The following is a 25,417-nucleotide window of genomic DNA, read 5'->3' as shown; positions in this document are numbered from 1 at the left end:
CAGTGCAATGATTTATCTGCAAACAAATTATAACACAAGGGGCGATTAGTTTGATAGCTTTATTAAAAGAAGTAGACTTTCATGAAACAAGAAAGAATGCGCGTGCAATCTTAAAAAGTTTTCGCAGATTGGAGCGGATCGCTGGTCGTTCATTGATCGATGTCCGCTCTCCAATTATTACTGACATGCCAAGGATAGAATCATATGGTAACAGGTCAGAAGATGCGCTCATTCAGGTTGCTGATGCGGAAGCAGAGAGGGATTTGGTTATTACAGCTTTGATGGCACTGGGGCTTACCAGTAGACAGGTTCTGCATTATACATACTGCAGTCGTGACCATTATTCCAATAGACGAATTGCAGATGAATTAGGCTACTCAGTCCGACAGATCGAAAGAATGAAATCTGATGCACTAGTGGAGTTCGCCGAAAGCTATTGTAACGGTAAATTAATCGTCTACTATTAAAATGGCGGTTTTTTGGCGGAAAAATGGCGGAAAAATGGCGGTATATTGGCGGTTTAAGGCAATAAATAGGCATTATACTAGTATTGTAAAAAGAATAGCTAGTCGGCCAACACACTAAAGAATAGCTACTCCACCGCGGGGAGCAAATGCTAAATATTAACAAAACAGACTGTACTAGCTACTTTATTGGAGGGTGCTCTTTATATAGATTACTCACAAAAACTATAAAAAGATATTGTTTCACTGGAACTACCCTCAAATCTTATTCAAGGCGGCACAAAAACTAAAAGGGGTGAACACTCCTAAATTCTTCTATTTTCGACAACCGCCTTGAAGTACATATTTTAAGATCACCGACCAGGTGGTCTTTTTATTTTGCGAGAATAGCCAAGAGGTAAGGCGGAGGTCTGCAAAACCTTAATCACGGGTTCGAATCCCGTTTCTTGCTTAGGGGGGTGAGGTTATGGCAAATAATGAAATAAGGAATCAACAAAAAGATTTTGTTAAGCATTATTTAGCCTTACGAAAAAAGAACGCAACTCAAGCAGCGATTAATGCGGGGTACAGTGAGAAAACGGCATCTAGCCAAGCCTCGCAACTCCTTAAGAATCCTAAAGTTTTAGAATACTTGAAAAGTGAAGAAGAAGCATTAACTCAAGCTTTGTGGGATGAATTTACTTTTGACGCTTTAGAGGCTAGAAAAGTGTTGTATGAGGTCATGAGCGACCCGATGTCAAAAGACAGCGACAGGCTTGCAGCTGCTAAGGATTTGCTGGATCGAGCTGGGTTTAAATCGGCGGATAAAGTTGAGTACTCGGGAAAGGATGGAGAACCAGTGACGTTCAAGATTGAGCTATGAGTTTAGGATTCAGTAGTTCAAGAGATGCGATCAGCAAGCACAAACCGTTATTTGATCGAATAGCAGGCAAAAATGATATAGATACCTTTGTTCTTTCGGGCGGTCGTGCAAGTTTCAAATCATATGACATATGCTTAGCGATCATTATGGATATTCTGATTCATGCAGAGAGAGGGCAACAAGCAAATGCTGTTGTTTTCATGCAGAAAAAGGAAGAGATACGTGACGGTGTGCACAAACAGTTTGAAACAGTTACGGAAGATTTGGGAATCAAAAACCTATTTAAAATTAGGTATCAGCCTTTGGAAATTAGGTTTTTGCAGAATGATTCTGTCATTAAGTTTTATGGGTTAAATAAGCAAGAGGGTAAAAAGGCTAACGCGATCGATAATATCGCATGGCTATGGTTTGAAGAATTCGATCAGTTTCAGAGTCAAGAGAGTGTCGATCCGACGCTCGATACGTTCATGCGCCACTCAATTAAAGGTGAAAGAATTAAGACAGTTTATAGTTTTAACCCACCAAGAAGCCGTCATCACTGGGTATTTGAGTACTTAGACAGATTGAACGCTGAACGAATTCATACAACTTATCTTGATGATGATACAGGTAAGAATTTGCTACCAACACAAATGCTTGAAAAGATAGAAGCGACAAAAGAGGCTGATCCAGCTTGGTATAGTTGGAACTACCTTGGGATTGTCCCGAAAGATGTGGAAACTGATTTTCCAAGCCTCATTCCGGCTGATCAAGAGCTTGACCTTGGCGAAGATGATTACATCTTTATTGGCATTGATGCGGCTACTAAAGGAAAGGATAGTACGATAGCTTGTGCAGTTGCATATAACAAAGCTACCCTAAAGATCAAACTATTGGGCTTTGAAACATTTGACGATGTCTGGATTGATGGTTATACCTCTCAAAAGGTAGGCGACGATATAGCAAACTTCGCAAGATCGATCAATGCTAATGCCGTGTATGTCGATCCGATGCAAGGACAGCACATTATCGATTATCTGATCGTAAACGCACCTGAGATCATCACTGAGCCGATTAACTTTGGTTCGAAGGTTTCTGACCACGCGAAAGGAAAAGCGGTTCTAGCGATCAATAGGCGTGCAGAAATGTACACCAATGCTAGCGATCAACTTAAATCAAAACGAGTAATCGCTTATTGTGACAAGTCAGAACTTGAACGGCAGCTTAATGCAACTGAGTTTGAAATGGACGCGAAGAAAATTAAAGTTATTCCTAAGGACATTATTAAGCAGCGGATCGGCAAGTCGCCGGATGAAGCAGATAGTTTTGTTTTAGCTATCCAAGCTGTCTATGAAATAATGAATCTATAGTGAAAGGGGTGATAATTTGGTAAGTAATCCTGTATGTCCACAATGTGAAAAACGCGGCTGTCATGGCGAGTGTGAAAACTACATCTTAGAAATGATCGAACATGAAGCTAGTCGTGATGAATTTGATCGACTATTCAAAGAAATACCAAAGTTTAGATATGTGCTTAATGAAAAAGTTAATGCAATTTTCGGTACTGATTTAGAAGTCGCTGCTGAATCGGAAGTATCGGAGACTGAAACGGAGAAGTTTAGCACGTTTCTTTATTCAACTAACGCAAATGGTAACACTAACTTATACGAAATAAAGAAGGCGCTCAAAGAAAAGGAGATTTTCGGAGAGGGCTATTTATTTTTTGATGGAAAAGATGCTTATGCGCTTGACCAGTCTAAAATTACTGCGTACCAAGAAAACGACAAAGATCCAATCATTGACAAGATTGAATATTATACGGTCGGAGAAGTCTATGTTCCGCCCAAACTTGAATTCGACAGTACAGGCTTTATTAAGCAAGAAGGCGGGTACATTATATCTCCAAATAATATTATCAAATTCAAGTCAGATAGTTATGCGCTGAACTCAGATTTAAAACAGCTTCAAATTTTATTAGAGATCAATCGGAAGATTTACGACAGCACAACTAAACGGGATTATGGAGACATTTTTTTGCTTACAAGCGCTTCAAAAGGGAGCCCTGTATCAGTGGTGGCAAAAAGAGTAAAGGATACAGTAAACGAAGCGATCGAAAAAATGAGAGAGCATGTGGCTAATCTCATAAAGAAGAATAAAGTAGATGATTCGAATGTTGTCATACTTGATGAAACCTACAAAGAAGTAAAACAGGTTTCCCCGGTTACTACTGTTAAGGATTATCAATTCATTTGGGAGAATCAAGACGACATTATCACCTCAGTTTTCAATTTTCCGATGTTACTTGCTGGCCTTGGTGATGAAGCAGGAAATGTCAGCAAAGAGGCTTTACTTAAAGAGGCTAGAGCAAACACACTTACGCCGATTAAGTCAGATACTGCCAACGCATTAAGTAAGATTGCTAAAAAATTATGTGGAGATGAGTATTATTTAAGATTTAAGGATTACAGCGAAGTTAATGCGGGATATATGGAAGATACGGTTGCTAATAAAGATTGATAAATTGACCTGCCACACGTCGTGAAACTGGGCGGAAGGAGCGAAACCAATGTTAGCACTAAAATCGAAAAATGGGAACGGAATTGCGATACCTATTGAGGAATTCGACAAAATCCAAAAAAAGAATCTCCAAAAAGTTAAGTACGAGAAGAAACAAATTGCAGAATTAAGCAAGATTTCTACATTTTATCCGGAAGTTCGATATCAAAATGTTGCTCGCGTTAATGAAGATGATTCAATGGATATCATTGTTGATTCTGGGGTTTCAAATGAAATCCATACAGGGTTTCTGCCTAAGCGATTTTATAAAGCATTAAGAGTAAAAAAAGAAAAAAGCCTTCTAAGTTCTAAGTGGAACTTTATTGAAATTGTTCAGATTTCGGAAAAAGAGATTATATCTCAATTCAATCAAACAGTACCAATCAAAGAAATTGAACAGATCTTAGAAGCAATTACAAAGAAAGGGGTAAAATACTTTGGCTAAATACACACAAGCAGTACTTCATTCCAACGGGGAAAAAACTACATTCACTACTAACGAAGACGCTAAAAATTTACGTGCATTATTAAAGAATGATGGCATGAATTTTTTTGTTTCAAGCGATGGAACTAAAGAATTTGGCGTTACTAATCGTTCATCCCAATTCGTTGAGTTGACTATTGATCCGACAGCTACACCTCTTGCACCAAAACCAAACTGTGACAACTATGGACACTGCCCAGAAAATCCTGAGCCTGATCCAGAGCCGTAGAGGAGGTTGAACGATGGATTTTATTAAAATGACAGTGGATCAACTCAAAGTTTTCCTCGATGAAAACAACGTTGATTACAAAGACGCAAAAGTAAAAGCAGATTATCTTCTACTTGCAGAAACTGTACAAGTTGATCAAGAAGGTGATTCGGAAGTGCACATTCTAAGTGAGCAGCCAACTAGTATTGCAGAAAAAGTAAAATCTGCTATTAAGATTGAGCGAACAGAGACTAAAAAAGTTGATGATGTTTCATATCTTAAGGGCAGAGACTACAGTCAGCTTACAGTAGGCGAGCGTGCAATGATTAGGGAACAGTCTCCTGAATATCCTGGCAGTGAAAAAGGCGTAGAAGTTCGGGTAACCGATCGATTAGCGACCAATTGGCGTATCGTTAAGCTTGCTGACCAAAGCTACTCTAAATTGCTAAAAGGCGTTCAATATGTACTTTCTCAGGTAGATTATGATGCATTAAAAAATGAACAAGTCAAAGTGAAGACTGAAGCAACTAAAACCAAATGTTGCGGACAAGCTAAATATGAATCGATTGCTTTGCTGGAGGTCCTAAATGATTAAATTGAGATTATCTGGCGTAGTAGGATGGGACATAACTGCCGACAGTGTTTCAGATTTTTTAGATGAACACGATGATAAAGATATCACTTTATTTCTAAATAGCCCAGGAGGTTATGTAGTTGAAGGATTAGAAATTTATAATTTGCTAAGAGCTTCAGGCAGGAACATCACGACTGTTTTAACTGGAATGGCAGCAAGTATGGGATCAATTCTCTTTCTAGCAGGAGATAAACGTATAGCGATGAGTGGTACACTTTTTATGATTCATAAGCCAAGCGGAATAGCTTGGGGAGATGCAAGTGAGATGCGAAAAGAAGCAGAAATTTTAGATAAGATGCAAGGCAGTCTTCAAGAGATCTATGAAGAGCGCGCAAGCATTGAAAACCTAGAAGAGCTGATCAATGCAGAATCGTGGTTTAACGTGAAAGAAATGGAAGAAAATGGCATCGTGAATTCTGATGAGGCGGTAGTCTTCGATGGCGTAGTTGATCCAAATAATGATGAAGAAGATGATGATCAAACGATCATAATTTTAGGAAGCGAGGACAATATGGCAAAAAAAGATGATTTACAAGCAGAAATTGATGAATTAAAAGCTCAAAAAGCTCAACTAGAGGAACAAGCTGAGGAAGCAAGATTAGAAGCTGAATTAGCTACTATGAAAGCTGACGTCGATAAATTAAAGGCTGAGGCTGAAGAAACTTCGGAACTTGTTTCAGAACCAAAGGAAGTTGTTGAGCCGGAAGAAACGATTGAACCGGAGACTGAAGAGGACGATGAAATCGAAACAACCGTTGACCCTGAACCAGGAGAAGCTAAAGTAGAAAAAGAAGAGTCAGCGGTAATTGACACCACTAAAACAGTAGCGGTGAAACAAAATAATCAAGTGCCTGCTTACATGCAGGTAGAATCTAAATATTAAGGAGAATGACTGTGAAACCGATTAGAATGTATAAGAATATTACACAAGAAAATGGAGCAACGGTAGTCAAGTCGGATTTAGAAGCTCTGTCTATCGAAAATTTAATTGTAGGTGGAAAGCTTGGGAATAATCTTGCCCAAGCTCTTTTTACGTCCATTGTTGAATCTGATGCAGGGTTTGCAGCCCTGATGAATACGGCGCTATCGCGGCAATTAAGAGCTATGCGAGACGCGTCCATTGCTGGTGAAAATGTACCGATCTATGGTGAAGATGCAGACGGGAATTTAACACTAAAAAATATCCCTAAAATGTCTTTCTCTGCCATGACTTCAAACCCTGATGATTGCTGCGTTATTGCGGGTGATTTACAGGTATGCCAAGATGAAACAATTTTGAAAGCAATTTGCATTGAGAAGTGTGAAAAAGAATTGAATCGAATGGTTGCTGCCGTAAGTGGCGCGAGCACTTCATCTGCTGTTTACGCGGCGTACAAACAAATGTTAATTAGTGAGGGCATTCCAAAAAGTTCTTTACCTACTTTGGCTCAATTCGAACAATTAAGTTTAATTGGCCAATTTATTACGTTAAATATGTTGACGTTTATCAATGGTTTATTATCCGTTGAGCAAAATGGGAATATCGTCAAACGATTCTCCGGTCTAGCCCAAGTGTACGCACGTCCAGATGTATTACCTATTTCAGGTTCAGTAGGAATTATCGAAGCATTTAACCAAGTCCTGTGCCGAATGAATATTATCGGCTCTCGCGTATTCGCAGGGGGCTTTTTCTTAGCATCACGTACTGCGTATGCTGCTATTCAACAAGAAGTTATCGAGAAGCGTGATGGTAAATATCCAACGGGTTGGACGGTTACAGAATCAACTGAAACTGTTAATGGTTTTCAGATGCCTGTTAAAAAATATTATTTCAACAGCTTGCCAATCATTGAATCTGATTTAGTATACGTTGATCCTGATACTTTAGATGGTGACATCTACCTAGTACCTCCGACGGTTGGTATCTTCTCAGGAGTACCTTTGGATATGCCTGGGAACTTTATTCTCCAAGAATGGGAAAAGAAAACTTCACCATTTGTGCATTTTAATGAGAGCGCAACTGCATATCCTGACTGCTGGACTGCTTGCGATCGTTTGACGAACTTTGGTGGAGTAGTGGCTACTGACGCCAATGCTCTACTTAAAATCACAGGTATTTCTGCTGGTTGCGATCCTGAAATGTATCAAGGAATTGAAGGAATGATTAATATTAATTCCTACGCTCCTTTTATCGCCTAGTGTGATTCGTTATGAAAGGAAATACCGAAGAGTTAGAATCTGCAACTGCTTTAGATTTATATGTCCAACAGGTTAAAGAATGCTGCAAATGCTTTGAATGTGCTTCTGAAGAGCAATGGGAACAAGCAGTCATTACAGCCCTGAAGGATTGGGGAAATCTGACATGTGGCAATTGGATAGATGATCATGATATTAACCTTAGAGTTCCAGTTTCTGATCAATGTGGAGGTTGCTGCCCGAACATTTTGAGGGTCAACCTCCCAGAGAACTGGGTCCAAAAAGACACAATCAAAGTCAAAGTCCGGTCATGGTTAGGATTAGAACTGCAGGAGATGCAAGTCGACAATGTTTTCGATGATTATACTCATGATTTGATGATTGATTTGTCTGATGTAATTGACTGCTGTAATCGATGTAAGAATTACGACGTCATCATTGACTATACTGTTGGCACGGATGGAATTCCGCCTGAACTTTGTCGCTGGTTTTGTGCAATTACTAAAGTTTATATGGATCTTGAAGAGATCGAATGTGCTAGTTGCGGAGCAGCTGACAGCGTGGCGATTGTAGAAGTTGAGGGGACGAAGGACTTATCAGCAACAATTAAATATCTAGCGATTAAGTATTTTCAATCAGTCATCGATGAGTACTCGCTCTGCTTATTGAAATCATTAAAAGATTGGACGGTGGTTGTTTGATCACGATCGAATATTTAGGTGAAAACGAAGAAGGTAAAGTCTGCAAACAATGTGGTGGGAAACCTGTCAACGTTCATACGACTCGTAAGAAAATATTCGGGCGCTTATGGGAAGTCGGTAAGCCTCAAGAAGTTTCTCTTGATGACTTCCCACTTTTTATGGCAACCGGATTATTTAAAAAGAAATAAGGAGTGAAGAAATGGCTGAAAACAAAGCTGTAGAAGTAAAAACAAAGAAAAGTAAAACTGATTTGACCTACGCGCAAAAGCTTGAAGCTCGTGCCCAACGTGGTAGCATGACACATCAAAAGAGTTTTGCCGTAAAACAAGCCAAGAAGAAAGAAATGGAGGGGAAATAGCGACGTGGGAACATTATTAGAAAACTGTAAACCGAATTTTAAATCCTGTCCTATTGGTAAGCTGCCGACTGATTCGGTGGCTTATTTTTATAAGCTTCGTGATCCAAATCGATGCAATATCTACGGATTCAAAAACTCGGAGGCTGAGAAAGCAAGTATTTTGTATTCTTACAACTACGCCGATAAGCCTGACGAAAAAATTTGTGGACTCGATAAATGCGATATGACTGGTACATTGTTTGTTACACCAGCTGAGGCTGCATCAGCCGTAACGACTGAAATCAAAGCAAATGGAGAAGACTTCCAGTATGGTTATATGCGCGTCTTCGTAAATGGAAACAAAGGTGATTCATTCGATTTGTCTGTTATGAATATGACAGGAACAGGAGCAAATAAATTCAATGTAGCCCTGGAGGAAACCGGATGGAATGCAATTGTTGTAGAGCTATTTAATCCAGACGAAGTCGTTTCTGGTGGATGGGTAGCAGACAATGGTGCGATTAAGTTAATGATTAGTGCTGTACAAACAGAACCATACCAATTATCTACAGTTGAGTTGTTTGATGACATCTTTGGATTGGTTAAGGATCAGACGATCGGTTTTACTTGCGTATCCGATTTTTCTGGTGATCCAGCATTAACTTTGACTGAAAACTTATGTGATATTCCCGAATATGATGAAACGGCTACGACTATCGAGCGTTCACTAACGGCAACGAACATCATCGGGGAGCTTGCTGATTTCCATAATATTACCAAGCGTCAAAAGAACTCTGAGCACCTTGTTCAAACTAGGGATAGATTCACGGCTAAAGAGGTTTCTTTGAATGGAATTGACTACGCATCATTTACGATTCCTGAATTAGCTGATATCAAATGTCCGAGATTACTTGTTCAACCGCAAAATTGTGAATTTGACACGCTTTATCACGTTGACATTGATAATGATACAACAACGATTGACCTGCCAGAAGAACAGTTCTTCCGCAAAGGTAATAAAGTCTACATGTCAAAAGCCTATGCAGATACTGAAGTAGTTGTGGCATATCCTATCTGGATTGAAGGAACTGCTTGGGACATCACGACAGAAGACCTTAACAAGCAACATTATCAAATGGAAATGGTAACTCCAATCTGCGGCGATGAATATGTCATTAAGGCAGATAACGTAATGCTGACAGCTTTACCATTTACTTGGACAAATGCAGCGGGAACTTTTACTGTTACTTACTCGATGGCGAAAGACTCATACGGAAAGTACGGAACAATCATTAAAATTGACCAACGGAAATAAAAAAACTGGGCAACCTATCGTGGGTTGCCCTTATTTTTGGGGATAAAAGTATGAACGATTTGATTGGATTTTTAACACAATTTCATAAAGATGCACCGCCTTTTATCTCGGAAAATGAGGATGGTAGCTATTCTCTCGTAGGGATATCTGACAAAGCGGCTACAGCAAACTTTGATTATGGAGAGCTGGGAAGCTGCAAGTTAACAGCAAAGAATCATAGTGATACTTTACTTTCCCTGATGAACTTCATTATTTTAGTAGACGCTATGAGTGATTCTGAAGAATTGAGTTTCGAAGATGAAGAAGTTACCGTTTTTTTAGAATTCCAATTCTCAGAAGTTCTAAGCAAGTATTTCTGCGAAAACGTAGCTTATTCACACGATTTAGCAATAGCTTTTTTAAAGGACAATCCGCAGTTAGTTAACGAGGCGCTTTATAACGTAACGAAGGATAAAGAACAAATAACTAATGTGGATTACCAATCGATCGTGGATGGTCTGGATGGTACTCAATTCCAAGACCCGTATATAAACATTGCGTACGAGATTGCTAAGGAGTTTAAATTAAGACCATTTGAGGTAATTGAAAATTGGTCTACTGCTGAACTAATTGTTACGTTCGCAAAGCTTGCTAATGACCGTTCGTTAGATTCCTTCTTAAATTGGAAATATAGCCAGAAAAATGCGCCTAAGCCAAAACCACCTCGTAAACAGGCTTTTTATTTTGAAGAGATTGGAGAGGAAGAAGAAAATAAAAAAGCTTTACTCGACTGAGTTCAGCTTCTAATTACTTCTATCACCGTCTCTATGCTTTATAAAGTCAATGAAAGTTAAAATTTCTTTCATTTCTTCGTCGGTGATCTCATCACCAATATGGATAGCTATAGCATCAGTTTTTTCACGAAGTTTTTTTTCAATGGCAACGTTGCTACTTTGTTTACCTAGCAAGTAATCAGTAGAAACTTCGAATAATTCTGCGAGCGATATCAAATTTTCATATGCCGGTTCGCGTTTTCCAGTCTCATAAGATGTGTAAGCAGGTCTAGTAACCCCTATTTTCTGAGCAACTTCTGCTTGCGTCATTTTAAAGCTTTTTCGTAGCATTTTTAATCTAAAAGGTAAATTATTCATCATTCTTCTCCTTAAGTAAAAGAGTATCACAAAACCCTTTTTAAAAAAAGTATCTGAAAGATACAAAAAGCATTGACAGACTCATATCGATACTATATGATGAAAATGTAACAGTTAGATACATTAAGAAAGGAGTGGTGATGTGAACCTTCTTGAAGCGAGGAAAAAAATGAAATTCACTCAAAAACAAGTGGCTGATTTTGCGGAGATTGAACGAGCTTATTATAGTTTAATTGAGACTGGTACACGAACTCCAAGCGTTTCAGTTGCAAAAAAACTTGGTCAAGTTTTAAAAATTGACTGGACATTAATATATGAAGAAAGTGAGGAAGAAAAATGATTCAATTACTTGAAAGAACGATTAATAGTAGGGAAGTAGCGGATAAAGTTGAAAAAAGACATTCAGATTTAGTTAGAGATATAGACACCTATATATCATATATTGATCAAAACGCAGATTTGCGTTCTGATGATTTCTTTATTGAATCTACCTATAAAGCTGGGACAGGCAAAAGCTATAAGTGCTATGAATGTACCAAGCAAGGGTGTGAAATGATTGCTAACAAAATGACAGGTAAAAAAGGAACTCAATTCACAGCATATTATGTTCAACTATTCAATCAAATGGAGCAAAAAGAGCGACAAACTGTTATCCAGTTTCAAATTCCACAGAATTATGCAGAGGCTTTAAGACTGGCAGCAGACCAAGCGGAAGAAAACGAAAAACTTAAAGCCGAAAATGAGATACAGGCGCAACGAATAGCTGAGTATGAACCAAAGGTAAATTATTTGGATAAGATTCTTTCTTCGAAAAAGACAGTTACAGTCACGCAAATTGCTGCTGACTACGGTATCTCTGCACAGAAGTTAAACAAAATACTTCGGGAAGAACGAGTTCAGAGAAAAGTAAACAATCAATGGATTCTTTACCGGAACTATATGAATAATGGTTATACAAAGTCTGATACTATAAATATCGTTAGAAGTAACGGTATGCCTGATGTGCAAATGCAAACAAAATGGACACAGAAAGGCAGATTGTTTATCCATGAGCTATTAGAAAAACGTGGAATAATCGCTTTGATGGACATTGATGAACAATAAAGAATTATATAAAAAAATACGCAAAGCGCTGGAACGCTTTACGTACGAGATTAAATAGTTTGGCCGCTATTTAATCTCATTATAGCAGAAAACTTAATGAGGTGAAAGATATGAATTGTATTGAATCAGTCAATGAGTTGCTGATCCAACCATTAATTGCTGATGAATACGGACTAGAAAACTTATTTGCTTTTAAAGTTGAAGGTGTAGAAATGAACCGTGTCGTCCTACCTGGATCGTTAGCAATCGTTCATCAAACGAACGAATGGCAAGATGGAAATATAGTTGCGGTACGTATTGAAAATAAGCGGATGCTCTTTAGAGCGCGGAGAGAGGACGAGAAAGTCTTGTTTGTCCCTGAGAGTAGAGATGTTTTCCTACGTTCATGGGTATATGATCCAAGTGAGGGTTTAGATGTAGAAATCCTTGGAGAGTATATATATTCGGTAAATTTTGCTAGTTAAATAGTTTATTAAAGACCTTTTCGAAGGTCTTTTTTTATTACAAAAAGGATGGTGGTAAAAGTGACTAATCCATTTGGCGGAGATGTTTTCGGAGCGATGTGGGAAAGTGTTGCAGAAGAAACCGAACGAAGAGCCAAGGAAGCAGAAAAAATAATGAAAGATGTCATCAATAAGGATACTGGAGCGCTCGCTGATGCTGTAGAAGTAGAAAAGGTAGATGATCACAATTATTTGGTTGGGGTTAACGAAGGAAAGCTAGTTAACGACGAAAGAAATGTTGGCAATGTCAATTACGTGCCGTATTACTATTATGGTTCTAAACCGCACATAATTCGCGCTAAGAACGGCAAGGCGCTTCATTGGAAAGTTGGGGGCAAAGATTACTATGCCAAATTAGTACGACACCCTGGTAACAAACCACACAATTTTATCCAAGACACACTAGACAGAATGAAAAAATAAAGGAGATTATCCATTATGACGGACAAAATTAAAGTGCTTGAAGAACAATTAGCACAGGCGAAAACAGAAGAAGCTAAAAAAGCAGGGTTTACGGTTGTCGTTTTTGAGAAAGGTTCGGATAAATTAATAGAAATCAAAGCGAAGTCTCGTGAGCTAAATGAAAAAGAAAAAGCTAATCTTCTGGAAGCTGCAGGAAAACTTGGTGACAACTTCGAAGAAATCGAAAAGGTAACAAGCGAGCTGGATAATACAGTAGGGCCATGGTTAAAATTGATGGCTCTTATTGAAGCACCTCTAAAAGAAATTATTGCAGGAATGTTTGGGTTGGAACTTAACTCAATAGCAACTCTTCCGAATATGGATTTATTAAGTCTTATTTTTCAAGATAATCCTTGGATTAATTCAAAAGCTGATAAGTTAGCTAAAGAATTAGAATTTATCTCAGAAAATAAAAAATAGCCTTCATTATTACTAGGAGCGGAAAGGAGGAGCCATGGCAGCGTCAGGTGTAGGTCAGTTTTCGATCAATGTAAAATCAAACCTAAAAGATTTTTATGGACAGCTAACTAAAGCGCAAAGAACAATGAAGGAACTGACCGATAAAAAGAATCAACTTCAAGTTGATAGCTCTCAACTTGATAAGCTTAGAGATAAATCTCAAAGAATAGCTGCAGAGATGCGGGAATTACGGCAGCAAAAGACAGAAATAAAGCTTGGCATGAAAAATGTTGAAGATGCAGACAAAGAACTTAAAAATATTGATCAACGTATTGCTAGTTTAAGTCGTCAAAAATTGGAAGTAGACGCAGAAATCCAACCGATTAGAACAGCCAACGCAGAATTGTATAAAGTTGAGCAAGAAATTGATCGTATCAATGGTCAAAAGGTTGAAATTGATATCGGGGAAATGAGTGGGCAAATTGGTGACGGTTTAGATAATTTGTCTTCAAAAGTCATAGGAGTTGTCAAAGCCATAGGTGCTATAAGCTTTTCTGGAATGGCAGCAGGAGTTGGCATCCTTAAAGAAGCAGTAAATGCTGCTAGTGACTTAGAGCAAAATTTAGGCGGGGTAGAAAAGCTATTTGGAGATTCTGCTAATGCAGTTGTAAAAAACTCTGATTCAGCATTTAGAACTGCCGGGGTTAGTAAAAATGAATATTTGGAACAAGCGACTTCTTTTTCAGCTAGTCTGATCTCAAGTTTAGGAGGAGATCAAGAAAAAGCAGCGGAGTACGTTGACAAAGCTTTGATCGATATGTCAGATAATGTAAATACTTTCGGGACAAACGCTAACTTAGTACAGAATGCTTATGAAGGCTTTGCCAAAGGTAACTACACTATGCTGGACAATCTCAAACTAGGTTTTGGAGGGACTCAAGAAGGCGCTAAGCAACTGATTAATACTTACGGAGGATTAGATCACGAAGTAACTGACATGGCCGAAGTTACATTTCCCTTGTTGATTGAATCTATCCATAACGCTCAACAAGCGATGAACATATCTGGTACTACAGCTAAAGAAGCAGCAACAACCTACGAAGGTTCTTCTAAAATGATGAAAGCAGCTTGGAATGATTTCCTAGCTACTGGAAATACCGAAGGTTTAGCTGAATCAGTTCCGATATACTTAGAAAATTTAGATAGTAAGCTAAAGGAAATGACTCCTAAAATTATTGAAGGAGTCAAGAAATTAGTGAAGGAATTACCGCCTAAGTTGAAGCCTGTAATAGAGGATATAAGGAAAATTTTAGAAGAAAGTCTTAATTCAATCTTTGGAGAGGACTTTACTAAAAACTTTGTTGAAGGAATGGCACCTTTTACTGATATCATCAAGAAAGTATTTGAAATGCTTTCTAAATCAACAGAAGGCAAGAAACCAGATCTTTCTTGGGTAGGTTCAGTAATTCCTAACTTACTAAAGCTGGCTCTTGGGTTGAAATCAGCAAGTCTTGTATTTAAAGGGATTAGTTTTGCGAGTGGTTTGGGCTTGAAATTGCCAAGTTTTAAAGGTCTTGGAAGTTTTGGAAAATCAACAAAAGAATTCAAAGCCGTAGGAATCGAAGATCTCAAAAGCTTGGGTTTGAAAATGCTTACGATTGCTGGGATATCCGCAAATATATACTTTGCAGCTAAAGCCTTGCAACAAGTTCAACAAGTAGGTGATTTAGGGGACCTACAACCTAAATTGTTAGCAATCGCTGAAGCTGTAATAGGAATGGGCATTCTTGCTGCTGCTGTTGGTTTCATTGCAGAAAAGAAACCTGACCTACTTATAAGCGGACTAGCTACAATAGCATTAATATCTGCCGATATTTGGCTTGCAGCTAAGGCGTTGCAACAAGTGGCTAAAATTGATTCAGACTTCGGTTCAATGCAGGCCAAGATTGGACAGATTGCTTTGTCAATTGCCGAAATGGGAGTTTTAGCCTTAGCAGTAGGAGCTTTTATGAGTACAGGAATAGGTGCAGCAGCATTAGCAGCCGGCCTGGTAGCTCTTATCGGTATAGCTGGAACTTTAGCATTGGTAGCAACGGCAGTATCGTATTTAGGCAACCTTGAAATAGATAAGGAAGCAATTAAGAGGAATTTAGAAGCTATTACCGAAACGCTGCAGGCTGCTACCTCGTTGACAGTTGACCAATCTCTTATTGAGCAAATTTCGAATCTGATAACACAAGTGATCAATTTAGCTGTGATAGGAACTATGCTGGCTATCGGGTTAGAGTTACGCGCCTTGCAAGATATAGAATTAAATAAAGAGAAAATAATGACAAATGTCAAAGCTATTCAAGAATGCTTATTTTATCTGGACTTATTTGACCAAGGCACTAGTATCAATGACCTAATAAACAAAGTCCATGACCTATTGAGCAATCTCATTGATATTGGTATCATTGCAGAATTCCTTGTCATTGCAAAAGAGTTAGAAGCGTTGCAAGACATCGAATTAGACAAGAAGAAGATAGAGAGTAATATCAAGACTATCAAAGAATTAGTAAAAAGTATTAGCTCTGGATCACTTGCTGAATCTATTAAGAACTTTTTGTCAGGAGGAATCAAAGCCGGTTCTTTAGCAACTGCGATTGCATTATTTGGAGAATTAAAATCGATCGGTGATGTACTTGTAAAAATTCAGAAACTCGGGTTGACTGAAGATTCATTACAAGAACAAATCCAAATAATAAAGAATGCGATTGATAGTATTTCTAGTTTTGCAACTGACGACATTGTTAATAATTTGAGCGGACTGTCAGCGGCTCTAGATCAGATCGTTGTAAATCTAACTCAGAAATTTCCTCCAGAATTTAATAAGTTGGGGCAAAAACTAGCCGAGGAATTAAACAAGGGTTTTAAAAACAAATTAAATTTAAAAAGTATTCTCTCTGATGAATTAAAAAATCTTTCTACTGATGGAGCAAATACAGCGGGAACTAGAATCGCTGAGGCAATAAATAGTAGTATGAAAAACACTTTAAACATTGGTGATACAATCCGAACGGCTATTGAAAATGCTCTAGCAGAAAGCTATTCTACTAAAATAGATGTAGACCTAGTTACTACCGAAACGAAGAAATCGACGTCTAAGAAAAAGTCTAAAACAAGCAAAGATACTAAAGCTAGCGGTGGCCTTATCTCTGTAAAGAGTGGCTACAAAGCAGAAATACAGGATTCACCAGAAAAGCCATTGCTTGCTAACGGGGAGTACGTAATTCCTGAAAAGATTGTTGATGCTGTTGGGATGCCATTCTTAGAAAAATTGCGTAGTGGTCAAATTTCTAGAACATTTGCTGGATTGGCTCAGAGTGTCTCACACACGACTTCTAGCGTGGTGAACAACGTTTATCACAATAACAATACTCAGAATCTTAATCTTTACACTTCGGGTAATCAGGATGCAGTATTGGCTGCCAACAGGAGGTTCAGAATGGCATGAAGAAATTAGTTCAGTTTAACGAGCTTGTATTCAACCATACGGCATACATTGATCAACAGCCGGATAACTTGACAGAATTTAAAAATTCGAAGAATGCCTTCGCAAACTCTCACGGGGATTACAGTCCCGAACGTTGCGGTCCAAGAAAAGTTAACTCAAAGCAATTCGATGTTACTGTGATGGTAGACAAAAATAAATTCCCTTGTGAAGACAGAGAAGTTATTGAGCAATTTGTGCTTGATAACTTTTTTTCTGTTGGAAGATTGTGGGCAGTCCAAGGAGATTTTCTTCTATGGTCTTTAGCTAAGGTATTGTCAATTTCCGAAGGATTCGATGAGAAACGTGGCTATTTAAGTTTCACAGTAACTTTCTACTTACCTGAAGGTATTTGGCATATAGCAGATGATACAGCAACATACTTTGATGATTATTACCAATGCGATGTGACGGACTGCTATGCAGCTCTAGAACGTGAGCTGTGTGATTGCTGCGTATGCAATATCAAATTAGCACCAATAAAGCGGTGCCCACCTTGTCATGGCGATAGGCTATGCGATATTCCAAAAGGAGAACTGAGCGAAGTTATAGGCAACTGTGGCAACAACAAAAAGATCAGCTATTCTTGCTGTGATCAAACGGCGACAGCTGAAACAAAATCTGAATATGGTTCAAACACCGCCTTTCTTCAATTCGAGGGAAAAACACTTTACGAAACTGAAGATGTTGTTCTTGAAATATGTGGTAAATTCACTGATTTAGGAATAAATTGGAATGGCCAGCAGTCGATTATCGAAGGAGCTTATATAGGTGAGACGATTATCAATGCAGGACTTGTGAAGAACAACTGTGACTATTTAGATATCTCAAAGTTTCATGGAGATTGTGTTAGTAATGCTGAATGTACGCCTCCCGATTGTAGTTCAAATGATCCAAAAATAGGTGTAACTGGATCGAGTAACGGAATTGTGTCCTGGAGCGTAAAAAAAGGTACAAATAACGTTATTCTTTCAGGCTTAGATACGAAAGAGATACAAACAATCAAAGTCTTTGTTGGGGGGATTGCGCTATGACGGTTAATATGCAGACTGCAATTTCAAACATGAGGGCTTTAATGGGTAAAGGCGTCACTTATTCGCAAGGAGGAAGCCGTTCAGGGGCTGATGGTACGGCAGATTGTTCAGGAGCTGTCTATGCGTCTTTGAACGCTGGTGGAGCAAACCTCCCACCCGGAAACACAGATAGCATGTTCAGAGATTTACCTAGTCTTGGTTTTTCCAAGGTCAATCCTCCATATGCTTACGGAGATATTTTTGTGTGGGGAATAGAAGGTCAATCTGGAGGCAACGCTGGTCATACTGGAATATTCGTAGACAAGGACAACGTCATTCATTGTAACTTTTCAGCTAATGGCGTATCTATTGATAACTATGCGGCTATACATTCTTATTCAAATCCTCCGCAAACTGTTTTCCGTTTGGCTGGAGGTGCGCAACCAACACCTACTGAAGATGCAGCAACAGAGGAAAATACGAAAGAGAACATGGACAACTCTGGCGAGCTAGAAGAATATAGCTATATTGGAAATAAGCTTTGTCTTAAAGGATGGCATTTCGCAAGTGATCCAACCAATGCAGCTACTGGCGGGTCTGATGATGGTGGATCTGGAGGTAACGCCGGAGCTATTGGCAGCGTTGATTGGAACAGCATGCAATCACGAGCACAATTTTTCGTGTCTATTTGTACGCAGCTCGGAATTCCAAAGAACACAACACTAGCTCTTGCAGCAAATGCATTAGCAGAAAGTGCTCTTGATCCATCCGCCGCTGAAGGCAACGGGATGGGGAAAGGATACTTCCAATGGTCATATTCTTACAATTGGGGCGATGTTCCTAATCATATGACTAGAAGCTATGAAAATGCTAAATTTCAAATAGAATATGCGAAGAGCAATACAGCTCAATGGATTAGCGTAGGCTATGGATCGTGGGATCAGTTCTGGTCCGGTGCTGCAAGTCCTAGTGATTTAACGACAGCTTGGTTAATGAGTTGGGAACGACCTGCAAGGCCAATTGATCGGTGGACACCTTTCACTCAAACAATTGATGTTAATGCCCTAGATTTTGGTACTAGCAGCAACCGAAATGCTGAAACGAAAGTATTAGAGACAGAAACTACCCAACGAGCTGCTACCCATCTTGATGGGAATGCAAAGGAAATGCTAGAAATATTTGATGCAACAGACGATAAACTAATGAAAACTGTTGAAATCGAGTTAAAGAGTCGTAAAGATATCGCTTCTCAAAATCCTAACGTCGAAGGTGTAGAGTGGTCAGGATTCGATTTTTGTATCGATTTTGAGTCAAAGAATCCTTTTTATATTCAATTAATCAGGGTTAGAGCTGATGGAGAGAAAAAGGTCCTGCATGTTCAAGTTATCTTTTTCCCTCATAGTTCATCCAGGTCGGATATCGGACACAATTACTGCAATGATGATGATTTCATAATTGTATGTACAGATAAAAAAGGAAAAAGTGAGTATGTCAGAGATATCATCGGGGGAATCAGTTGGACCATCGAACCTAATGGCGTACCAGCGTGTTCCTTTACTGTGCCGATTAACAATGCCGAAAAATTTGATGGTCATATGGATTGCAGAGTAATTATCTTTAAAAAGATGTTCGATGGAATTGTAAAATCCATTACTTTGGATAAGGATGCAGAAACAGCAAACATTGAACTCGATCATAAGATAGCAGAATGGGAGTATCGTCAAATCCCCAATAACTATACTGTAAAAAATCGGACATTTCCTGATGTCTTTTGCCAAAGTCCGTTTCTCCATTCTACAGAGTGGTATGTAGATGCTGATGCAGCAGCTCATAAAGAAAAGATTAATTATGCCTTTAGCCGGCAAAGTCACTTAGAGGCGTTAAATAAGGCTGTAGAGTTAACCGATAATTTGTGGTGGCGAGTGGGAACTAAACATGATCGTTATTTAGAAATCGGTGCTTTCGGGGAAAAGAAAAATTACATCATTTCTGAATATGGGCAGACAGAACGTCATCTAAAGATCATCGATCAAGTAACTGTCTCAAAAGAGTTTGACCAGGTATTTAACGTAGTTACAGTTTATGGTGAAAAATCCGATAGTTCTCAAGCAAGTTTGACGTTGCGCGAAGCTTACTTAGATCAGCAACAACAAGGGCACGATATAGTTAAAGGATTTCCAATCGTCATTCTTAATTCAACCGCGAATAAGGAGCAAAAGAATTATTATACGAACATTACTAAGATTGCTTCGAGTAATTCTTTAGAGTTCGCTATACTTGATGAGTTTAGCATTAACCTAGAGCAGGGAAAATTGATTGAAAAGACTGTAAGCATGAACGATGTTGCTCCCTTCGAAGAAAATGGGGATACAATTAGTGACGAAGAGCGATCTAAACAATCAATGATCGCCTATAAAGCAGCTGTTGGACAATTAAAAAGCGCAAGACGTAGAGACGTGATCAGAGTTCGAATCGGGGAACTACCTTGCGATTTGAACGTATTGGATCGCGTCTATTTCGATTACCATAATAGCATTGAGCTTTTCGATCATTGCAGTAGGTATTGTAAGAAGATTTATGAGGCTTCAGACGACTTCTACATCACTCAAATTGAAACCAGCTTTGACAATAATTTGGTCGAGACAAATGTTCTCACACTGAGCAAGGAGTTGTATAGAGATGCCAGCAACTATTGATGATGTATTGAATTTTCTAGCCAAGAGGCAAGAAGGACAAAGTTTAGTTGAAAAACAGCGGCAGCTGCAACGAAGAAACACTGTAACAGATGCCAAAGCGGACTTCCAAACAATGCTACGCGGTGTAGATCGAATCTATACCGCGTTTCGTATATCTAACGATATGCAATATATTATGAAATATTCGTTTAACTTGCACATCCGACCATTTGTTACCAATATAGCGCAGAATGTCACGACTTCAGATACTTCACTGAATGTATCGGGTAGCGGCGTATCTCCAAATCCACACCATCACACAGTTGACCTAGGTGTGCAGATTAAGGAGCACAATTTTGAATTAACGAAGCTGAGAATTTCGATTCAGGGTATTGATTTAACAGATGCGATCATTGCGGAGTATGGCTCTTTTGTCAATGGATATGGATACTACCCAAGCCAAAATGATACGTTCGATGTTTTGAGGTTGCTAGATTACTTACACCCATGGCAGCAGTCAGTTGTTCTGTCTCCTGGATTGAAAGAAATTCAAATAACTCAGAATAGCAACATGCTTTGCGAGTGTGAGATCAGTTATTACATCAAATATAACCACGTTGACCGAGGAGGGCTTGATTAAATGAAAAAAGATACGACAAAACTCGAATCACATTTAGAAAGGCATCCCACCGATGCTGCAGGAGTGATTTCATTGTTGAAAGCAAAAAGTGCTAACTATGAGTATGATTTCTCATTAGAACAAAAAAGAAAACGAGAAAAAGCTCGCAGTATAGCTCGAAAAAGAACGAGGGGGATCAATAATGCCGATTAATTATTTAGCTCAAACAGGAGCCTTGGAAGACCTTGTTTGGTCGATCATGAACGATGCTGAAACCGAGGCGCATGCAGATCGTTTGAAAAGTGCATTCAATCGTGATTTAGAAAATGAACCAGATGATCAAGCAAGAGATATTATCCTAGACGAGATTAGAGACGTGGAGTTGCTAAAAGAAAAGGTCCGCGATGCACGCTACTCCAAAACTAATCTTTCTTTAGCTCTTGCTGCTAAGGTTGCTGAGAATGATCAGCAAGACAAATATTCCTGTATGTTCAAACATCAACTGATGAGCATGGCTGAGATGCGGGACGCGGCCGCAGCAATTCAAGATACTGAACTAAGAGAATATGCTGACAAAACATATGAAAAGACAGCTGTTAATGCTTCAGTGACAATCGCCAAATTTTTGGGCTTACCAGTTGAAAACTGCATGGCCTGTCTTTTTGAAAAAAATAAAATTGAGAATAGTGGTGAGTAGTGAATGAAAGTTGTAAGTTGTGATCCGGCACAAACCGAAGTATCACCAGAACGCTATAACGCTTGCACTTTTAAGATTATCGATAAATGGGACCCAAAAGAGCATGCAAAAACATGTGACACGATGTTCTATCTTAGTGATGGGACTGGCGCTTATGTTTGGGATTGCGATGAGTGGATATTTCTAGATTTCTCTGGCTACACGATCCCTGACTGGAGCGCTAAAGAAAACCAGAAAGGATATATCGATAACAAACCATTCATTCTTTTAGGCAATGGACTAGCTGTATCAAAAGACGGTACGCTGAGTGTCGATATTACGCCAGCCGATATTGGCGCAGCAACTAAGGAAGAATTATCGACTCACGAAAATAATAAATCAAATCCCCATAACGTAACTGCTAGCCAAGTAGGTGCTTATACCAAAGCGGAAGCTGACAACAAAGATACTGGAACGTTGACTGCAGCAAAGTCATATACGGACACTCATGCTAGTAGAAACGATAACCCACATTCAGTAACGGCGTCACAAACTGGCGCATTCACAAAGGATGAATCGTCAGTGAATGTTTTAGACACTATCACAGGAACCAAGCCGACACTTTACAGTGAGCAATTACTTGTAGACAGCGAGCAGGGGACGGGTAGCATTTTCGTGAAGGACTTGATCGGAACCGAAAACCTTATGGGTTCATTTACAAACAGTATTTGGAAAATTGATAGTGCAACAGGTAGGATCATTGGCGAAGGTGTGACGAACAGTAAGACAATTTCTGAAATTACATTACCTGCTGGTGAATACACGTTGTCTTTCACTATATATAAAAAACCAAGTATCTCGTCAACATTCTCATGTTACTTAGATGACGTTTCTATACCGGCTTATGCTTTTGGAAATATCAACAATTTTGAGCTTGAGTTACTTTATACAAGAAAACTAGTTTTGAGTAAAGAAACTAGGGTGAAGTATACACTGTGGGGCAACATGAATCATGAGCCTTTAGATTTTGAAATGAAAATTGAAAAAGGTGAATATACCGGATATACGCCTGCGCCCGAGTGGTATGGCATTGTCCACGGGCAGCCGAACCTGTTTGATAATACAACTAATGAATGGGAAAGCTTCGAGGTTAGTACATGGGATAGCGGAATTGCGGGCTCATATACCTTAGAACAACTTGGATTAAAAGCTGGGGACACAATAGCGGTGCGCAGTGAAATATCTAATGATGTAGGAACAGCACCATTACTATCAAAGGTTTTTCTAAGAAATTCAGAATATGTGACAGTCAAGCAGATATCTACGAACTATATCATGCCGGGAATGTCAGGTATCAGTTCAGGTGAGATTGTAATAACTGATGACATAAAGTATTTAACATGGTCTAAGTGCGCTCGGCAATCTAATCCTGCTGATTTAACAAAAGCAAAAGTTAGAGGATTTAAACTTATTAAGGGTTCTCTTGCTGCTATGGACGAGTGGACACCTAGTCAGTCTGATTCAGATTTAACACCACACAATCCTAAGACTCTATCTGAATCTAAAAATCTTTTCTCAGCAGAAAATGCTACACTTGGATACTTTCAAGGGTGGAGCTATAAAAGTGATTTAGAAGCTAATGCTACCAGAGCTTGTTCTGTAAAAATTCCTGTAACGGCGGGTAAAGTATATTCCGTGTATTCACCAATTTTAACTGGTAAAGCGAACTTTATTGTGCTTGCTTGTTATGATAGTCAAGACAACAAGACATATATGTACAGAACTGATAAATGGATAGTTCCTGACGCAACTCATACTTCTAGTGCTTCATACAGACCAATAGTTGTGACAATTCCTGCAGGTACTGCTTATGTACGTCTAGCTGTTGATTCGAATGGTGGCGCAATGACAAGAGATAAGTTAGTTGGTTACAATTTAAAGCTTATTGAAGGTGATTTCACTAAGAATGCAGGCATGGTTCCTTTTAGTTCTGATCAATACGCTGCGCTTGCTGATCCATTGAAGTATGTACGGGCTGAGACTTTGCAGGTTGGGCGTGGGGCTGAACTTCAGTTTGATTTTCCTGTTATTGCAGAACTAGAAAAGCGGCATCCGCATCTGTTTGAGAATACTAACTCCGCTGAAAAGACTGATAAATATCTGTCAATCTTAAAATCTGTTAAGTTAGTTGCTTCTTCTCGTGGGGGAGGGCTAAATAGTACGAATACTGCTAACTCAATGAGGTATTATCTGTTACATTTAGAAACAGTCAATGCTAATACATGGTTGTTATCGACAGGAGCACCTGATGCCACTCAATTTCAAACTAAAACTGTCACTTTTACTGGTACGTACCCGAGACAGATTGTTGAAGGAGGGTACAAAATATATGTATCTTCTCGGAAAAACGGGAACCCTGATGTTGGCGCAATAACTGACGGGATTATACCTGCATGGGTGGAAGTCAGAGACATTGCATTAACAGTTGAACTTGAAATTAATGGTAAAACAGTAGTCGAAGAAATTGCTGCGGAAGCTGCAAAAAGTCCTATTGCGGATTTCGTTGGAAGTGGAATGACTCAAACAAATATTTTGGACTTTCAGGGGAAGGTTTCAGGGAGTCATGTTGTTAAACCTCATTGGATAGGAGTTCAATATGCTAATGATCTTCAAGTGCCGAGTCTTTTTAAAACTGAAGTAGTGCAATCTCGTTATAACGCTGTGAGTAAATTGGATAATGACACGTTATCTTCTTATTCTTCAGCAGGGACAGCTGATCAGTTCCCCGCTGCATTGATTAGATTTAATGTTATTGAGGACTTTAAAAGACGCTACAATGGTGTATTTGAAACCTATGGTGCTGTTGATCTAGCTAGTCAAATTGCAGTGATGAAGAAAATTATTGCAGGGTGTAAGTATAGTGTTTGGGGGTGTGGTGTGACACCGGCTGGTAATAAGTTGAACACTGCTTATTGGTTGGATGATACAGTTTATTCTACGCAGAAACCATTCAATGCGACAAACGAGATAAGAGAGATAACTTATCCACTTGATCAAGCGAATGCTGTAAGAACAATTGATAAAGACGGATTTGTGGATATACTGGTCTATCCAGATAAGTCAACGGCTGCCATAGGATCTGCATTGTATATTGACTACTTAACGTTTGAGTACTCAACCAACCTGAAACTATCAGATATCATTGATGCTCATAATGCAAACCAAACAGGACTAACCTACAATAAAAAGTTCCCTCTAAATCGTGGAGATGGGCACTTGGCCGTTAAACAAAGAAACGGAATTGTTGAACTTCAATTAGTCGTTGTGAATGCTGTGTATTCCCCGAATACAAAAATTTATGACAATACCGAAATTGATGCAGTATTATCTAAAATCTTTAAGACATTCCGTTTGGAAAAAATGAACGTTAATAACATGACAACTAAGGAAGCAGTTGATCTTAATGCTTTAGTAGAATTTGCTCCGTCACGAATAGCATTTGTTGCACCTAATGAAAACGAAGTGGAATTTACTGATACATTGGGGATGCTCACATTTACTTTAGTTCCAGAAAATGAATTATAGGGGG

27 protein-coding genes and 1 tRNA gene are annotated in these 25,417 nt (G+C 38.9%); 27 read left to right on the top strand and 1 reads right to left on the bottom strand.

Annotation, left to right across the window (positions count from 1 at the left end; all coding sequences use genetic code 11):
- The first annotated feature begins 50 nt into the window (after positions 1-50).
- The 15 genes from I588_RS17415 (at position 51) to I588_RS17345 (ending at position 10,488) form a co-directional block, all read left to right on the top strand.
- Positions 51-467, top strand: a complete 417-nt coding sequence (locus I588_RS17415; protein WP_010760081.1) for an ArpU family phage packaging/lysis transcriptional regulator — start codon at positions 51-53, stop codon at positions 465-467.
- Between the two features lie 377 nt (positions 468-844).
- Positions 845-915, top strand: a tRNA-Cys gene (locus I588_RS17410).
- Between the two features lie 15 nt (positions 916-930).
- On the top strand, positions 931-1,326 hold the full coding sequence (locus I588_RS26495) for a terminase small subunit (RefSeq protein ID WP_010760080.1): 396 nt from the start codon (positions 931-933) through the stop codon (positions 1,324-1,326).
- On the top strand, positions 1,323-2,675 hold the full coding sequence (locus I588_RS17395) for a PBSX family phage terminase large subunit (RefSeq protein ID WP_010760079.1): 1,353 nt from the start codon (positions 1,323-1,325) through the stop codon (positions 2,673-2,675). Before I588_RS26495 ends, I588_RS17395 begins: the two co-directional genes overlap by 4 nt.
- A gap of 16 nt (positions 2,676-2,691) precedes the next feature.
- Positions 2,692-3,822: a hypothetical protein gene (locus I588_RS17390; RefSeq protein ID WP_010760078.1), complete on the top strand. Its 1,131-nt coding sequence runs from the start codon at positions 2,692-2,694 to the stop codon at positions 3,820-3,822.
- 49 nt (positions 3,823-3,871) lie between these two features.
- Entirely contained in the window at positions 3,872-4,306 is a 435-nt protein-coding gene (locus tag I588_RS17385; RefSeq protein ID WP_010760077.1) for a hypothetical protein, read from the top strand.
- Positions 4,299-4,574, top strand: a complete 276-nt coding sequence (locus I588_RS17380; protein WP_010760076.1) for a hypothetical protein — start codon at positions 4,299-4,301, stop codon at positions 4,572-4,574. Before I588_RS17385 ends, I588_RS17380 begins: the two co-directional genes overlap by 8 nt.
- Before the next feature lie 13 nt (positions 4,575-4,587).
- Positions 4,588-5,148, top strand: a complete 561-nt coding sequence (locus I588_RS17375; protein ID WP_010760075.1) for a hypothetical protein — start codon at positions 4,588-4,590, stop codon at positions 5,146-5,148.
- A complete protein-coding gene (locus I588_RS17370) occupies positions 5,141-6,070 on the top strand; it encodes a head maturation protease, ClpP-related (protein ID WP_010760074.1) in 930 nt (309 codons plus the stop codon). The genes I588_RS17375 and I588_RS17370 overlap by 8 nt, the downstream gene beginning before the upstream one ends.
- A gap of 11 nt (positions 6,071-6,081) precedes the next feature.
- Complete coding sequence (locus tag I588_RS17365) at positions 6,082-7,365, top strand: hypothetical protein (RefSeq protein ID WP_010760073.1); 1,284 nt, start codon at positions 6,082-6,084, stop codon at positions 7,363-7,365.
- Between the two features lie 11 nt (positions 7,366-7,376).
- Positions 7,377-8,063 carry a hypothetical protein gene (locus I588_RS17360; RefSeq protein WP_010760072.1) on the top strand — a complete coding sequence of 229 codons (687 nt, stop codon included), beginning with the start codon at positions 7,377-7,379 and terminating at the stop codon, positions 8,061-8,063.
- Positions 8,060-8,251 (top strand): hypothetical protein, encoded by a 192-nt coding sequence (locus I588_RS17355; RefSeq protein WP_034694762.1) that lies wholly within the window; start codon positions 8,060-8,062, stop codon positions 8,249-8,251. Before I588_RS17360 ends, I588_RS17355 begins: the two co-directional genes overlap by 4 nt.
- 11 nt (positions 8,252-8,262) lie before the next feature.
- Positions 8,263-8,421, top strand: coding sequence for a hypothetical protein (locus I588_RS27335; RefSeq protein WP_010760071.1), 159 nt, complete (start codon positions 8,263-8,265; stop codon positions 8,419-8,421).
- A gap of 4 nt (positions 8,422-8,425) precedes the next feature.
- Positions 8,426-9,715, top strand: coding sequence for a hypothetical protein (locus tag I588_RS17350; RefSeq protein WP_010760070.1), 1,290 nt, complete (start codon positions 8,426-8,428; stop codon positions 9,713-9,715).
- A 50-nt stretch (positions 9,716-9,765) separates the two neighbouring features.
- Positions 9,766-10,488, top strand: coding sequence for a hypothetical protein (locus I588_RS17345; RefSeq protein ID WP_010760069.1), 723 nt, complete (start codon positions 9,766-9,768; stop codon positions 10,486-10,488).
- A 9-nt stretch (positions 10,489-10,497) separates the two neighbouring features.
- Here I588_RS17345 and I588_RS17340 read toward each other — a convergent pair whose 3' ends face one another.
- A complete protein-coding gene (locus tag I588_RS17340) occupies positions 10,498-10,845 on the bottom strand; it encodes a helix-turn-helix domain-containing protein (RefSeq protein WP_010760068.1) in 348 nt (115 codons plus the stop codon).
- Positions 10,846-10,987: 142 nt separating this feature from the next.
- On the opposite strand from I588_RS17340, the gene I588_RS17335 reads away from it, so the two are divergent.
- The 12 genes from I588_RS17335 (at position 10,988) to I588_RS17280 (ending at position 25,413) form a co-directional block, all read left to right on the top strand.
- Positions 10,988-11,185: a helix-turn-helix transcriptional regulator gene (locus I588_RS17335; RefSeq protein ID WP_010760067.1), complete on the top strand. Its 198-nt coding sequence runs from the start codon at positions 10,988-10,990 to the stop codon at positions 11,183-11,185.
- The gene (locus tag I588_RS17330; RefSeq protein ID WP_010760066.1) at positions 11,182-11,949 is read left to right on the top strand and encodes a phage antirepressor KilAC domain-containing protein; all 768 of its coding nucleotides are present in this window, start codon (positions 11,182-11,184) and stop codon (positions 11,947-11,949) included. The genes I588_RS17335 and I588_RS17330 overlap by 4 nt, the downstream gene beginning before the upstream one ends.
- A 110-nt stretch (positions 11,950-12,059) precedes the next feature.
- Positions 12,060-12,413: a LexA family protein gene (locus I588_RS17325; protein ID WP_010760065.1), complete on the top strand. Its 354-nt coding sequence runs from the start codon at positions 12,060-12,062 to the stop codon at positions 12,411-12,413.
- 60 nt (positions 12,414-12,473) lie between these two features.
- The gene (locus I588_RS17320) at positions 12,474-12,875 is read left to right on the top strand and encodes a hypothetical protein (RefSeq protein WP_010760064.1); all 402 of its coding nucleotides are present in this window, start codon (positions 12,474-12,476) and stop codon (positions 12,873-12,875) included.
- Positions 12,876-12,890: 15 nt separating this feature from the next.
- The gene (locus I588_RS17315) at positions 12,891-13,334 is read left to right on the top strand and encodes a hypothetical protein (RefSeq protein ID WP_010760063.1); all 444 of its coding nucleotides are present in this window, start codon (positions 12,891-12,893) and stop codon (positions 13,332-13,334) included.
- A 34-nt stretch (positions 13,335-13,368) separates the two neighbouring features.
- The gene (locus tag I588_RS17310) at positions 13,369-16,809 is read left to right on the top strand and encodes a hypothetical protein (RefSeq protein ID WP_010760062.1); all 3,441 of its coding nucleotides are present in this window, start codon (positions 13,369-13,371) and stop codon (positions 16,807-16,809) included.
- On the top strand, positions 16,806-17,879 hold the full coding sequence (locus tag I588_RS17305) for a hypothetical protein (RefSeq protein ID WP_010760061.1): 1,074 nt from the start codon (positions 16,806-16,808) through the stop codon (positions 17,877-17,879). The genes I588_RS17310 and I588_RS17305 overlap by 4 nt, the downstream gene beginning before the upstream one ends.
- Positions 17,876-20,554 carry a phage tail tip lysozyme gene (locus tag I588_RS26490; protein WP_010760060.1) on the top strand — a complete coding sequence of 893 codons (2,679 nt, stop codon included), beginning with the start codon at positions 17,876-17,878 and terminating at the stop codon, positions 20,552-20,554. Before I588_RS17305 ends, I588_RS26490 begins: the two co-directional genes overlap by 4 nt.
- Positions 20,538-21,173, top strand: coding sequence for a hypothetical protein (locus tag I588_RS17295; protein ID WP_010760059.1), 636 nt, complete (start codon positions 20,538-20,540; stop codon positions 21,171-21,173). The genes I588_RS26490 and I588_RS17295 overlap by 17 nt, the downstream gene beginning before the upstream one ends.
- The gene (locus tag I588_RS17290) at positions 21,174-21,365 is read left to right on the top strand and encodes a hypothetical protein (protein ID WP_010760058.1); all 192 of its coding nucleotides are present in this window, start codon (positions 21,174-21,176) and stop codon (positions 21,363-21,365) included.
- Positions 21,355-21,849 carry a hypothetical protein gene (locus tag I588_RS17285; protein WP_010760057.1) on the top strand — a complete coding sequence of 165 codons (495 nt, stop codon included), beginning with the start codon at positions 21,355-21,357 and terminating at the stop codon, positions 21,847-21,849. The genes I588_RS17290 and I588_RS17285 overlap by 11 nt, the downstream gene beginning before the upstream one ends.
- Before the next feature lie 3 nt (positions 21,850-21,852).
- The gene (locus tag I588_RS17280) at positions 21,853-25,413 is read left to right on the top strand and encodes a hypothetical protein (RefSeq protein ID WP_010760056.1); all 3,561 of its coding nucleotides are present in this window, start codon (positions 21,853-21,855) and stop codon (positions 25,411-25,413) included.
- Positions 25,414-25,417: the final 4 nt, after the last annotated feature.

This window comes from Enterococcus pallens ATCC BAA-351 (genome assembly GCF_000407485.1).
Classification (GTDB): domain Bacteria; phylum Bacillota; class Bacilli; order Lactobacillales; family Enterococcaceae; genus Enterococcus_A; species Enterococcus_A pallens.
This window is presented reverse-complemented; position numbering and strand designations above follow the sequence as displayed.